This window comes from Lysobacter olei, from assembly GCF_054777355.1.
In genome coordinates this window covers 104,930-118,303 of sequence record NZ_BAAHAT010000007.1, presented here as the reverse complement: position 1 = coordinate 118,303, position 13,374 = coordinate 104,930, and the positions used below count along the sequence as shown (strand labels likewise).

Sequence of the window (13,374 nt, the reverse complement as noted above, 5' to 3'; positions counted from 1 at the left end):
CACCTGGTTACTTTTGGTGCCACCCTCCCGCCACCACCCCCTCCAAGCCCACGATGACCCCACAACAGCGCATCCGCCTCGCCCGCCGTCACGCCGGCCTGTCCCAGGCCGCCCTGGGTGCCGCCGTCGGCGTCCAGCGCAGCGCGGTCAGCCACTGGGAGGCCACCAATGGCAAACATCCCAGCGTCAACCACCTGCGCGCCATCGCCCTGTCCACGGGCGTGCAGTTCGAATGGCTCGCCACTGGGCGCGGACTGATGCGCCAGTCGGCGGAGCAGGAACTGGACGCCATCGCCGCCGCGGATGCCCTGCTGGTCGACGACCCCATCGAGGTGCGCCTGATCCGCGCGTTCCGCGAGACCCCGATGCGTGCGCGCCCACCGCTGGTGGAACTGGCCGAGCAGCTGGCCGGCATGCGGACCGGGCGCGGCCGCCGTGGCGACGAACGCCTCCACGGCGCCGCCGAATAACCGCCCGGCCGGACCGCTAGAATCGCCGGATGTCCACGATGCTCGTGTATTGCGCCTGCCCCGATGCCGCCACCGCCGACCGACTGGCACGGGCCGTGGTCGAGGCGCGCCTGGCCGCCTGCGTCAATGCGCTGCCGGGCGTGCGCTCCACCTATCGCTGGAAGGAACAGGTCGAACAGGCCGACGAGGTCCTGTTGCTGATCAAGACCACTGCCGCCCGGCTGGACGCGCTGACCGCGCGCCTGCGCGAACTGCACTCCTATGAACTCCCCGAGGTGCTGGCGGTCGAAGCCAGCGCCGGCCTGCCCGAGTACCTGGACTGGGTGGCCCAACAGACCCGAGACGATGACTGAAACCGCGCCGCTCCCGCGCCCCACGCGCCTCCGCTCCACCTTCGCCCTGTTCGCCGCCCTGCTGGCCGGCCCGGCCGCCGCCGTGACGCCGGACCAGCTGCCGCCAGTGGACGAGGTCTTCGTCCTCAGCGCGCAGGCCACCGACGCGGGCCGGATCAACGTGCAGTGGAAGATCGCCAACGGCTATTACCTGTATCGGCACCGCACGTCGGTGCAGGCCGATGCGGGCTTCACCGCCGGGGCACTGCAGCTGCCCAAGGGCAAGGCGTATCGCGATGAGTTTTTCGGCGACGTGGAAACCTACCGCGGGCAGCTGGTCGCGACCCTGCCGGGCACCGCCAACGCGGAACGCACCACGCTGACGATCAAATACCAGGGCTGCGCCGATGCGGGCATCTGCTACCCGCCCCAGACGCGGCGCATCACGGTCGCGCTGCCGGCGGCCGCGCAGGCCCCGGTGGTGGCATTCGGCAACGCCGGCGGTGGCGCCCCCTTGGCGGGCGCCGGCTGGGCGGGCACGGCGACGGGCACGGACGCACTGCCGCTGCCGCCGGAGCAGGCGTATGGCTTTGAAGCCATCGCCGGCGACGGCAACACGCTGTTGCTGCGCTTCACCCCCGCGCGCGGCTACTACCTGTACCGCGACAAGACCCGCCTGGCGCTGGATGCCGCCGCCGCCCGGGCCGGCCTGCGCCTGGGCGCACCGCGCTGGCCGAAGGGCACCGCGCACCAGGACGAGTATTTCGGCCGCACCACGGTCTACTTCGACCAGATCGACGTGCCGGTGCCGGTGGTCCGCACCCGCACCGACGCGGTGGACCTGCGCCTGACTGCTACGTTCCAGGGCTGCCAGAACGACGGCATCTGCTATCCCCCGATGACCCGCACTGTCGCGGTGTCGCTGCCACGTGGCACGGTGACGCCGGCCGACGCGGCCGGGTTGGCGACCGGCGCCGTGGGCAATGGCACGACGCTGTCCGGCACGGACGCGGCAGTGACGCCGCCCGGCACGATCGCCAGCGATGACGGCACCGCCGCCGCGGGCCCCGCCGCATCCTCCGTTGCCGACAGCACCGCCGCCAACACCGGCACGGCGGCCCCGGGCCACGCACCGGCCGCCAACAGCGCCTCCGCACTGGGCGCCGCCCCGCGCGGCGCCGACCTCAGCCTCTGGTCGGCCCTGCTGCTGGCCCTGCTCGGCGGACTGATCCTCAACCTGATGCCCTGCGTGCTGCCGGTCCTGTCGCTGAAGGCGCTTTCGCTCGCCGGCAACGGCCAGGACCCGACCCGCGCGCGCCGCCACGCGCTCTGGTACACCGCCGGCGTGATGCTGAGCTTCGCCGCGCTGGGCGCGATCGCACTCGCCCTGCGCCACGCCGGCCTCGCGCTGGGCTGGGGCTTCCAGCTGCAGCAGCCGGTGGTGATCGCGGTGCTGGCGCTGGTGATGTTCGGCCTGGGCCTGAGCATGTCCGGTGTGTGGCACGTGGGCGGCCGCTGGACCGGCGCCGGCCATGCGCTGACCACGCAGAGCGGGCCGATGGGCGACTTCTTCACCGGCGTGCTGGCGGTGGTGGTGGCGACCCCGTGCACCGCACCCTTCATGGGGGCGGCGCTGGCCTGGGCGTTCACCGCCTCCACCGGTACCGCCATCGCCGTGTTCTTGGCCCTGGGCCTGGGGTTGGCCCTGCCGTTCCTGCTGATCGGCTTCATTCCCGGGCTGGCGCATCGGCTGCCGCGGCCGGGCGAATGGATGGAAACCTTTAAGCAGGCGCTGGCCTTCCCGATGTACCTCACCGCCGCATGGCTCGCCTGGGTGCTCGCCCGCCAGCGCGGTGCCGATGCGGTGGGCTGGTGGCTGATGGCCGCCGTGCTGCTGGCCTTCGCCGCATGGGCGTGGACCCGCTCGCGCCGCACGGGTCACCGCTGGGCCACCGCCAGCGCGCTGCTCGCGCTGCTGGCGCTGGCGTGGCCCCTGCACACCATCCACGGACTGCCGCGCCCCACCGCGCAGGTCACCGCGCCGAGCGCGCCGGCCGAAGGCATCACCGCCGTGCCCTACAGCGAGCAGCGCCTGGCCGACTTGCGCGCCGCCAACCGCGTGGTCTTCGTCAACATGACCGCCGACTGGTGCGTGACCTGCAAGGTCAACGAGAAATCGGTCTTCAAGGGCGTCGCGTTCCGTGAGGCCATGGAGGCCGCCAACGCCGTCTACATGGTCGGCGACTGGACCGATGTCGACCCGACCCTGACCGCCTTCCTGCAGCGCTACAAGGCCGTGGGCGTGCCCTTGTACGTGATGTTCCCGCGTGGGGGTGGCGAGGGCCGGGTGCTGCCCACGGTGCTGACCGAAGGTCTCGTCGAGGGCGCGCTGCGCGAGGCGGCGGCCGCACCATGACCCCGACCACGAAGATCGTGCTGGTGGCGCTGGCCGCCGGCGTGGCGGGCATCGGCGCCAGCCTGCTGACCAGCGGACCCGGCCCCTTGCTGCGCTCGGAGGTGGGCCAGCGCGCGCTGCAGGCGGTGGTCAGCGCCAACGCGCCCGCCGCCCCCGAAGGCCTGCCCGTCGCCCAGCGGGGCGAGACCATCCCGACCCTGCGCCTGAAGGGATTGTCGGGCAACGTCGTCGAACTCCCCTCGGCCTATCCCGGGCGACCGCTGTTGATCAACTTCTGGGCCAGCTGGTGCGGGCCGTGCATTCAGGAGATGCCCGAGCTGGATCGCTACGCCAGGGCCCAGGGGCCGAACGGCACGCAAGTGGTCGGCATCGCGCTCGACGACGCCGAGGCCGTCCGCGCGTTCCTGCGGCGCACCCCGGTGGGCTACCCCATCCTGCTGGACACCGCCGGCCCCCGGGACAGCGGCGTGCAACTGGGCAATCCCAAGGGCGTTTTGCCCTATTCGGTGCTGGTCTCGGCCGACGGTCGGCTGCTCAAGCAACGCATCGGCCCGTTCACGCACGGCGAAATCGAAGGCTGGTCAGCACTTTAGAGCCAAAACTCAAGCAACTGATTAAATCGCGACAACTTCTGCGAAATGGCGGCGAACTTCTGGACAGCCCGGCCGCCATCGCGCACACTGCCGCCTTCCCGATGCCCGTATGGACGGCCATGGCGAAGCTGCTGGTACTCAACGGCCCCAACCTCAACCTGCTCGGCGACCGCGAGCCGGGCATCTACGGCCGCACCACGCTGGCGCAGATCGATGCGGCGCTGCGCACCGGCACCCACCGTGCCGGCCACCAGTACGACAGCCTGCAGTCCAACGCCGAACACGTGCTGGTGGAGCGCGTCCACGCCGCCCGGCACGACGGCACGTCGCTGATCCTGATCAATCCCGCGGCGTTCACGCACACCAGCGTCGCCCTGCGCGACGCGCTCGCGGCGGTGGAGATTCCGTTCATCGAGATCCACCTGTCCAACCCGCATGCCCGCGAACCGTTCCGCCGCCACAGCTACTTCAGCGACCTGGCGCTGGGCGTGATCGCCGGTTTCGGCGAGAACAGCTACCGCTTCGCCCTCGACGCGGCGCTGGCGTGGCTGGACAGCCACTCGGTCTCCAAGACCAAACCTTCCTGACGCGGCCGCGGCTGCCCCCACGGCGCCGCGCCACCCTCCTTTCGCATCCACGCCCCGCCCGCCGGGGCCCGACCTAGAGGCCCGACATGGACCTGCGCAAAATCAAGAAACTGATCGACCTGCTGGAAGAATCCAACCTCGCTGAAATCGAGATCAAGGAAGGCGAAGAGTCCGTGCGCCTGGCCCGTACGCCGAAGGGCGGCATCGCCGTCGCCGCGCCGGTGATGCACGCCGCCCCGGCCGCCGCGCCGGTCATGCCGATGCAGGGCCCGACCGAAGCCGCCAGCGGCGGCGCGCCCAAGCCCGCTTCCGACCTCCCGGCCGGCCACGTGGTGCGCGCGCCGATGGTCGGCACGTTCTACGCCAGCCCGTCGCCGGACAAGCCCGCGTTCGTCACCGTCGGCCAGGCCGTCAAGGCCGGCGACACGCTGGGCATCATCGAGGCCATGAAGATGTTCAACCCGATCGAAGCCGACGTGTCGGGCACCGTACTCAAGGTGATGGCCGAGAACGGCCAGCCGATCGAGTTCGACCAGCCGCTGTTCGTCATCGGCTGAGGCGCGGCGCATGCTGGATAAAGTCGTCATTGCCAACCGCGGCGAGATCGCGCTGCGCATCCTGCGCGCGTGCCACGCCCTGGGCATCCGCACGGTCGCGGTGCATTCCACCGTGGACCGCAACCTCAAGCACGTCGCCATGGCCGACGAATCGGTGTGCATCGGTCCGGCCGCGTCCACCGACAGCTACCTCAACATGGCCTCGCTGATCGCCGCGGCGGAAGTCACCGACGCGCAGGCCATCCACCCGGGCTACGGCTTCCTGTCGGAAAACGCCGACTTCGCCGAGCGCGTGGAGGAATCGGGCTTCATCTTCATCGGCCCGAAGGCCGACACCATCCGCCTGATGGGCGACAAGGTCGAGGCGATCAAGGCGATGAAGGCCGCCGGCGTGCCGTGCGTGCCCGGCAGCGGCGGCCCGCTGGGCGATGACGCCGCGACCAACATCAAGATCGCGCGTGACATTGGCTACCCGGTGATCGTCAAGGCCGCCGGCGGTGGCGGTGGCCGCGGCATGCGCGTGGTGCACACCGAAGCGCACCTCAACAACGCGATCCAGACCACCAAGTCCGAGGCCAAGGCCGCCTTCGGCAACGACATGGTGTACATGGAGAAGTTCCTGGAGAACCCACGCCACGTGGAGATCCAGGTGCTGGCGGACGGCCAGGGCAACGCCATCCACCTGGGCGAGCGCGACTGCTCGATGCAGCGCCGCCACCAGAAGGTGGTGGAAGAAGCGCCGGCGCCGGGCATCACGCCCGAGCAGCGTGCCGAGATCGGCAAGGTGTGCGTGGAAGCGTGCATCCGCATCGGCTACCGCGGCGCGGGCACGTTCGAGTTCCTGTACGAGAACGGCCACTTCTACTTCATCGAGATGAACACCCGCATCCAGGTGGAGCACCCGGTCACCGAGATGGTCACCGGCATCGACCTGGTGAAGGAGCAGCTGATGGTCGCCGCCGGCCACAAGCTGAGCCTGAAGCAGGAAGACATCGTGCTCGAAGGCCACGCCATCGAGTGCCGCATCAACGCCGAGGACCCGGACTCGTTCCTGCCGTGCCCCGGCCTGATCCAGCACTTCCATGCCCCGGGCGGCCCTGGCGTGCGCGTCGACAGCCACATCTACGAGGGCTACCGTGTGCCGCCGAACTACGACTCGATGATCGGCAAGCTGATCGTGCACGGCCCCGACCGCGAGACCGCGATCGCGCGCATGCGCGTAGCGCTGAGCGAGATGGTGGTGGACGGGATCAAGACCAACATCCCGCTGCAGCAGCGCATCCTCGCCGACGTCGGTTTCCAGCAGGGTGGGCAGAACATCCATTACCTGGAAAAGCGCCTGAAGGAGCAGAAGGAAAAGACGATCTCAATCGTCTGATCCACTTGCCAGGCCGTGCCCCACGCAACGCCCGCGACCCAGGTCGCGGGCGTTGTCGTTTCAAGCGCCGGCCCGCCCTGCGAGACGGAGGTCCGCCGGCCCTGACCTGCCCCCCGATGCGGCCACGTTGATCCCGCAGAGGTCGCGGCAATGATCGACGGCCGACCTCGTCCCCGTCCGCGCCACGAGGTTTGCCATGCCCCACGCCCCGCTCCGCACGGCCGCCCTGGTGGCGGCCACCTGCCTGCTCGCCCAGCCCGCTGCCAGCCAGACCAGCAAGGGGCCCAAGACCCAGGTCTGGATGGACGTCGCGACCCACAGCATGGCGGGCATGCCGGAGCTGGATGGCTTGGCCGGCGCCGCCATGGGCGCGCTGGGCGGCCAAGGCATGGGCAACCATTACGGCGCGGCGCGCCACGGCGCGATGCCAGGGCGCTTCGTCGACATCAGCCTGTGGAACGGCGCGGCACCCGGCAAGGACGCGGAACAGCACATCCCCGCCGGCCTGCGTCTGGGCGAGCGCTTGCCGTTGCTGCCGCCCGTAGCCACGCCGCGTGCACCGACGCAGCCGGGTGGCAAGCCCCAGGACCACCAGTCACGCATCCTGGTCTACTGGGGCTGCGGTACTGAAGTGCGTGCGGGACAGCCGCGGGTGATCACCGTCAGCAGCAAGGATGGGCAGGTCCAGGTCAGTGGCTCGCTGCAGGGCCGCTATGCGCCCGATCGCAGCCCCGATGTCGGCCCGGCCTATGCGCTGTGGCCGAATGACCGGGACAAACGATCCGTGCCGCAAGGCGCCTCACTCGTGGGCAGCCACCGGCTCACCGGGCCCCAGATCCCCGAATCGCTGCGCTTCGACCTGCAGCAGGCGCAGGACTTCATGCCCACGATTGCGCTGAGCAGCAGCGGCTCCTTCGCCGGCGGCTTCAACCTGGGTTGGCAGCCGGTGGCCCGCGCCCGTGGCTACTTCCTGCACGCCATGGGCGTCAGCGGTGACGCGATGGTGCTCTGGAGCAGCGCGGAGTCGGCCGACGCGGGCATGGGCATGTTCGACTACCTGCCCGAGGCCACCGTGGACAAATGGGTGCGGGAAAAGGTGCTGCTGGGGACGGACCGCACCTCGTGCGCGCTGCCCAAGGGCATCTTCGGCCAGGGCGATGACGCAGGTGCCATGTTGCGCATGATCGCGTACGGCCCCGAAACCACGCTGACCTACCCGCCCCGCCCCGCCGGCAAGGCGCCATGGACGCCGGAATGGAGCGTGCGCGTGCGCACCAAGTCCACGGCCTTCGCACCGCTGGGCATGGACATCGCCACCCATGACGAAGCCAATCGCACCGACCAGCCGCAGGACAAGAAGAAGCAGATGAAGCGGCTGCTGCGCGGCCTGCTGGGCGGTGGCTGAGCAGCGCGCACGACGCGTCGTCGCGTGAGTCGAACGGAAGGCGGACCGACGTCACGCGAGCGCATCGCGGCGACGTAGACGCGTGCCACGGACTCCCTGCCCGGCATGCCGGGACCGTGGCCGCTAGAATGGCGACCTGCCATCACGACCGCCGCCATGCCCTTCCTTGAACTCACCCTGCCCTGCACCGAAACCCAGCAGCCGCGATACGAGCGCGCGCTGGAGGACGTCGGCGCGCTGGCGGTGACGCTGGCCGATGCACACGCCGATGCCCCCGACGAACAGGCGATCTTCGAACCGGGCGTGGGCGAGCAGCCGCTGTGGGATGAGCTGGTACTTACCGCCTTGTTCGAGGGCGGCACCAACCAGGCGCTGCTGCTATACGCCCTGTCGGCGGCCGACGCCGGGCTGGACTGGTCGCGCGCGACGTTTCGCGAGGTGGAGGACCAGGATTGGGAACGCGCATGGATGGACCAGTACGAGCCGCTGCGCTTCGGCGAGCGCACCTGGATCGTGCCGTGGAATGCGGACCTGCCGGAGGACGCGCAGCGGCAACTCGACGCCGCCGGCGACGATCCACGACGGGCACCGGCCATCGTCCGCCTCGACCCCGGCTTGGCCTTCGGCTCGGGCACCCACCCGACCACGGCGCTGTGCCTTCAGTGGCTGGACACGCTGGCCGAGGAAGGAGTGCTGCGCAACGCGCCGGTCCTGGACTTCGGCTGCGGCAGCGGCATTCTCGCACTCGCCGCGCTGAAGCTGGGCGCGGCACGCGCGGTGGGCGTGGACAACGACCCGCAGGCACTGACCGCCACACTGGACAACGCCGAGCGCAATGGCGTCGCCGACCGCATGGCGGCGTACCTGCCTCAGGACGAGCCCGCTGCGCAGTACCCGGTGGTGGTGGCCAACATCCTCGCCGTGGCGCTGATTGCGCTGGTCGACACCCTGGCCGCGCGCGTTGCACCCCATGGCCGCATTGCCCTGTCGGGCATCCTGGCCGGCCAGGAGGACGACGTCCTCGCCGCCTATGCGCCCTACTTCGACGCCCTGCAGGTCGAGCGCCTGGAGGACTGGATCCGCGTCAGTGGCGTTCGACGCGGCTAAGCGCGGCGATTCTGCGACGCAGTCGCGGATTCACGACGGCGCCGCCCGTGGCGGCTGCCGACCGGCACCCATCGTTGCGTAAACTCGGGCCATGTTCCTGCGCTGCCCACACTGCGGATTCCTCGTCGCGCTGATTGCGGCACGCGGCGGCGCGGACGGAAATTGCCCGCAGTGCCATGGCGCCCTGCGCGCAGAAGGCACGCCAGCGCCGGAAGCCGATGTCCGCATTGAAGATGCAACCGCAGCGAATCTGCCCACAGGTGCGGACGCCGCCGGTCGTTCGGCAGAGGCGGAGGCTGAGGCGGACGTTGACGAGACGCCCTCAGTTGTCGACGGCGGCTCTGAATCGGCGCCGGAATTGACGCCCGTGGCCGTCGAGGCCATGCGCGACCCCGAGCACGCGGATGCCCCTGCGGCCATCGTCGCGACCCCCACCCGCCGAGGCGAGGCACGGCCGCCGCGCCTGGTGACGGCGCCACGCTTCGCACGCCGCACGTTGTCGATGGTGGAGACGGGGCCGCGCTGGCCCGGCCTCGCCATCATCGCCGTGCTCGCGCTGCTGCTGTCACTACAACTGTTGCTGGCGCAGCGGGCCCACCTTGCCGAACAGCCGCGCTGGCGCCCGGTGCTGGAGCAGGTCTGTGGCGCATTGGGATGCTCGTTGCCGGCCTGGCGCGAACCGGACGCCTTCGCCATGGTGGCGCGCAGCGTGCGTCCCAGCCCGGTCCACCCGGGCGTGCTGGAGATCACCGCCACGTTCCGCAACGACGCGCCCCGGGAGCAAGCGTGGCCCGTGCTGCTGCTCAGCCTTTCGGACGTCCACGGGCAGACCATCGGCGCCCGTGCGTTCCAGCCGGCCGAATATCGCGACAACCGGACGACCGGGGACACCCTGGCGCCCGGGCAGACCGTGACCGTGCTGCTCGACGTGGTCGAGCCCGCCCCGGACACGGTGGCGTTCAACTTTGATTTCCGCTGAGGGTCGCAAGTCGCCGTGACGCCTGCGACGTAGGCGCGCTAGACTCCCCTGTCCCGCCCTATCCAAGCACGCCCACCGGCGGGACGAGTCTGTTGCACAGGGGATCCGCTTGAACGCTGCTGCTGACCGCTCCGACGCCCGCACGGGCGCGCGAGTGCCATTGCGCGACCATGTCGCCACCTCCATCCGCCGTTACCTCGGTGACCTGGACGGCTGCGAGGACAGCGCCAACCTCTACGACATCGCATTGCGCGAGCTGGAAATCCCGTTGTTCATCGAAGTGCTGCGCCACTGCGAGGGCAATCAGAGCCGCGCCGCCACCATGCTCGGCATCCACCGCGCCACGCTGCGCAAGAAGCTGCGGGATTACGGGTTGGCGTAACGTCGCCAGGCGGCGTGTCGCAGGGGGCATGCGGCAGCACAAGACCATCCGCGACCGTCTGCCCGAGGAACGTTTGAACCCGACGCACTGACCACGGCTACCAAGACGGTCCAGCCGGTCGTGCGGGAGCGCGGCCGGCCCGCCCGTATAATGGCGGGCTCCCCACGCCACCCACGCCCTCCATGACCACCGACCGTCTGCCCGTCCAGGCCGTGAAAATCACGCGCGCGCTGCTGTCCGTTTCCGACAAGACCGGCCTGATCGACCTCGCCAAGGCGCTGTCCGCGCGCGGCGTCGAACTGCTCTCCACCGGCGGCACCGCCAAGGCGATCCGCGACGCCGGCCTGCCGGTCAAGGACGTCAGCGACGTCACCGGCTTCCCGGAAATGATGGACGGCCGGGTCAAGACCCTGCACCCGATCGTGCACGGCGGCCTGCTCGGCCGCGCGGGCATCGACGATGCCGTCATGGCGCAGCACGGCATCGAGAAGATCGACCTGCTGGTGCTGAACCTGTATCCGTTCGCGCAGGTGTCGGCCAACCCGAACAGCAGCTTCGACGACATCATCGAGAACATCGACATCGGCGGCCCGGCGATGCTGCGCAGCGCGGCGAAGAACTTCGCGCGCGTGGCGGTGGCCACCGATCCGGCGCAGTACGCCGGCCTCGTCGAAGAACTCGAATCGAACGACGGCACGCTGTCGGCGAAGACCCGCTTCGCGCTGTCGGTCGCCGCGTTCAACAACGTCGCGTTCTATGACGCCTGCATCAGCAACTACCTGTCCTCGCTCGACGCCGACGGCAAGCAGCAGCTGTTCCCGGCGCAGAACAACAGCAACTTCGTCAAGGTCATGGACCTGCGCTACGGCGAGAACCCGCACCAGCAGGGCGCGTTCTACCGCGACCTGTGGCCGGTGCCGGGCACGCTGGCCACCTTCACCCAGCTGCAGGGCAAGGAGCTGAGCTACAACAATCTCGCCGATGCCGATGCGGCGTGGGAGTGCGTGCGCCAGTTCGAAGCGCCGGCGTGCGTGATCGTCAAGCACGCCAACCCGTGCGGCGTGGCACAGGGCGTGGGTTGCGCCGACACCTACGAGGCGGCGTACGCCACCGACCCGACCAGCGCGTTCGGCGGCATCATCGCCTTCAACCGCACGCTGGACGCGGCCACGGCCAAGACCATCCTCGACCGCCAGTTCGTCGAGGTGCTGATCGCGCCGGACTACGAGCAGGGCGCGCTGGATTACTGCACCAAGAAGGCCAATGTGCGCGTGCTGCGCATTCCGCACGGCGACGGCAAGAACAACATGGACGTCAAGCGCGTCGGCTCGGGCCTGCTGATGCAGACCGCCGACATCCGCGAAGTGACGCGCGATGAGTTGAAGGTGGTGACCAAGCTCGCCCCGACCGAGGCGCAGCTGGCCGACCTGCTGTTCGCCTGGCGCGTGGCCAAGTTCGTCAAGTCCAACGCGATCGTGTACGCCAAGGACCTGCACACCGTGGGTGTCGGCGCCGGCCAGATGAGCCGCGTGTACTCCGCGCGCATCGCCGGCATCAAGGCCAGCGACGCGGGCCTGGTGGTGCCGGGTTCGGTGATGGCCTCGGATGCGTTCTTCCCGTTCCGCGACGGCATCGACGCGGCGGCCGAAGCGGGCATCAAGGCGGTGATCCAGCCGGGCGGCTCGATGCGCGACGCGGAGGTCATCGCCGCGGCCGACGAGCACGGTCTGGCGATGGTGTTCACCGGCGTGCGCCATTTTCGCCACTGAGCACGACGCCGTTGCGGGCCGCTGGCGCCTGATGGCCTGCGGCCCACGCGAGATTCCGTTCCCTTCAACAGTGCCCCACCCACGCATTCCCAGGACACCCCGCGCATGAAACTGCTCGTCATCGGATCCGGCGGCCGCGAACACGCCCTGGCGTGGAAGCTGGCCCAGTCCCCGCGCGTCACCGAAGTGCTGGTCGCGCCAGGCAACGCCGGCACCGCGCGCGAGTCCAAGTGCCGCAACGTGGCGGTCAACGCCACCGACATCGACGGTTTGCTGGAACTGGTCGCGCGCGAAGGCGTGTCGGTCACCGTGGTCGGCCCCGAGGGCCCGCTGGTGGCCGGCGTGGTCGACCGCTTCCGCGCCGCGGGCCACCGTATCTTCGGCCCCACGGCCGCCGCCGCCCAGCTGGAGGGCAGCAAGGCCTTCGCCAAGGATTTCCTCGCCCGGCACGGCATCCCCACCGCGCACTACGCTGTGCACACGCACGTGGACGAAGCGCTGGAATACGTGCGCGAGAAGGGCGCGCCCATCGTGATCAAGGCCGACGGCCTGGCCGCGGGCAAGGGCGTGATCGTGGCGATGACGCTGGAAGAGGCCGAGGCCGCGATCACCGACATGCTGGCCGACTACGCGTTCGGCGCCGCCGGTGCGCGCGTGGTGATCGAGGAGTTCCTCGACGGCGAGGAAGCGAGCTTCATCTCCATGGTGGACGGCACCACCGCGCTGCCGATGGCGACCAGCCAGGACCACAAGCGCGTCGGCGACGGTGACACCGGCCCCAACACCGGCGGCATGGGCGCGTACTCGCCCGCCCCGGTGGTCACGCCCGAGGTGCACGCGCGCGTGATGCGCGAGGTGGTCAACCCCACCGTGCAGGGCATGATCCAGGACGGGGTGCCGTTCACTGGCTTCCTGTACGCGGGCCTGATGATCGACAAGTCCGGCGCGCCCAAGGTGATCGAGTTCAACGTGCGTTTCGGCGACCCGGAGACGCAGCCGGTGATGATGCGCCTGCAGTCCGATCTGCTGGATCTGGTCGAGGCCGCCATCGACGGCCGGCTGGACGGCGCGCAGGCCCAGTGGGACCCGCGCCCCGCGCTGGGCGTGGTGATGGCGGCCGAGCACTACCCCGGCACCCCGCGCTTGGGCGACACCATCAGCACCTGGGACGTGCCCGAGGTGGAGGACACCAAGGTGTTCCACGCCGGCACCAAACTCGAGGGCGAGGACGTCGTCACCGCCGGTGGTCGGGTGCTGTGCGTGGTCGGCCTGGGCAGCACCGTGGCCGAGGCACAGCACAAGGCCTACGAGACGGTGTCCGGCATTTCCTGGCACGGCGAGTTCCACCGCCATGACATCGGTTGGCGCGCCATCGCCCGCGAACAGCAGGGCTGATCCG

Annotated in this window: 13 protein-coding genes; all 13 read left to right on the top strand. The window is 70.1% G+C overall.

Features of this window, described 5'->3' with window-relative positions:
• The first annotated feature begins 53 nt into the window (after positions 1–53).
• Positions 54–470, top strand: coding sequence for a helix-turn-helix transcriptional regulator (locus ACYVBS_RS11755; RefSeq protein WP_460823829.1), 417 nt, complete (start codon positions 54–56; stop codon positions 468–470).
• Positions 471–499: 29 nt separating this feature from the next.
• Positions 500–823 carry a divalent-cation tolerance protein CutA gene (gene cutA / locus ACYVBS_RS11750; protein WP_460823828.1) on the top strand — a complete coding sequence of 108 codons (324 nt, stop codon included), beginning with the start codon at positions 500–502 and terminating at the stop codon, positions 821–823.
• A complete protein-coding gene (locus ACYVBS_RS11745) occupies positions 816–3,218 on the top strand; it encodes a protein-disulfide reductase DsbD family protein (protein WP_460823827.1) in 2,403 nt (800 codons plus the stop codon). Before cutA ends, ACYVBS_RS11745 begins: the two co-directional genes overlap by 8 nt.
• The gene (locus ACYVBS_RS11740) at positions 3,215–3,811 is read left to right on the top strand and encodes a TlpA family protein disulfide reductase (protein WP_460823826.1); all 597 of its coding nucleotides are present in this window, start codon (positions 3,215–3,217) and stop codon (positions 3,809–3,811) included. Before ACYVBS_RS11745 ends, ACYVBS_RS11740 begins: the two co-directional genes overlap by 4 nt.
• Before the next feature lie 119 nt (positions 3,812–3,930).
• Positions 3,931–4,398, top strand: coding sequence for a type II 3-dehydroquinate dehydratase (gene aroQ, locus ACYVBS_RS11735; RefSeq protein WP_460823825.1), 468 nt, complete (start codon positions 3,931–3,933; stop codon positions 4,396–4,398).
• Positions 4,399–4,484: 86 nt separating this feature from the next.
• Positions 4,485–4,955 (top strand): acetyl-CoA carboxylase biotin carboxyl carrier protein, encoded by a 471-nt coding sequence (gene accB, locus ACYVBS_RS11730; RefSeq protein WP_460823824.1) that lies wholly within the window; start codon positions 4,485–4,487, stop codon positions 4,953–4,955.
• Between the two features lie 10 nt (positions 4,956–4,965).
• The gene (gene accC / locus ACYVBS_RS11725) at positions 4,966–6,333 is read left to right on the top strand and encodes an acetyl-CoA carboxylase biotin carboxylase subunit (RefSeq protein WP_460823823.1); all 1,368 of its coding nucleotides are present in this window, start codon (positions 4,966–4,968) and stop codon (positions 6,331–6,333) included.
• A 196-nt stretch (positions 6,334–6,529) separates the two neighbouring features.
• Positions 6,530–7,738: a hypothetical protein gene (locus ACYVBS_RS11720; RefSeq protein ID WP_460823822.1), complete on the top strand. Its 1,209-nt coding sequence runs from the start codon at positions 6,530–6,532 to the stop codon at positions 7,736–7,738.
• 156 nt (positions 7,739–7,894) lie between these two features.
• The gene (gene prmA, locus ACYVBS_RS11715; protein ID WP_460823821.1) at positions 7,895–8,845 is read left to right on the top strand and encodes a 50S ribosomal protein L11 methyltransferase; all 951 of its coding nucleotides are present in this window, start codon (positions 7,895–7,897) and stop codon (positions 8,843–8,845) included.
• 91 nt (positions 8,846–8,936) lie between these two features.
• Positions 8,937–9,824: a DUF3426 domain-containing protein gene (locus ACYVBS_RS11710; protein WP_460823820.1), complete on the top strand. Its 888-nt coding sequence runs from the start codon at positions 8,937–8,939 to the stop codon at positions 9,822–9,824.
• Between the two features lie 109 nt (positions 9,825–9,933).
• On the top strand, positions 9,934–10,206 hold the full coding sequence (gene fis, locus ACYVBS_RS11705; RefSeq protein ID WP_460823818.1) for a DNA-binding transcriptional regulator Fis: 273 nt from the start codon (positions 9,934–9,936) through the stop codon (positions 10,204–10,206).
• Between the two features lie 182 nt (positions 10,207–10,388).
• A complete protein-coding gene (gene purH / locus ACYVBS_RS11700; protein WP_460823816.1) occupies positions 10,389–11,975 on the top strand; it encodes a bifunctional phosphoribosylaminoimidazolecarboxamide formyltransferase/IMP cyclohydrolase in 1,587 nt (528 codons plus the stop codon).
• A gap of 105 nt (positions 11,976–12,080) precedes the next feature.
• The gene (purD, locus tag ACYVBS_RS11695; protein WP_460823815.1) at positions 12,081–13,370 is read left to right on the top strand and encodes a phosphoribosylamine--glycine ligase; all 1,290 of its coding nucleotides are present in this window, start codon (positions 12,081–12,083) and stop codon (positions 13,368–13,370) included.
• Positions 13,371–13,374 lie beyond the last annotated feature (4 nt).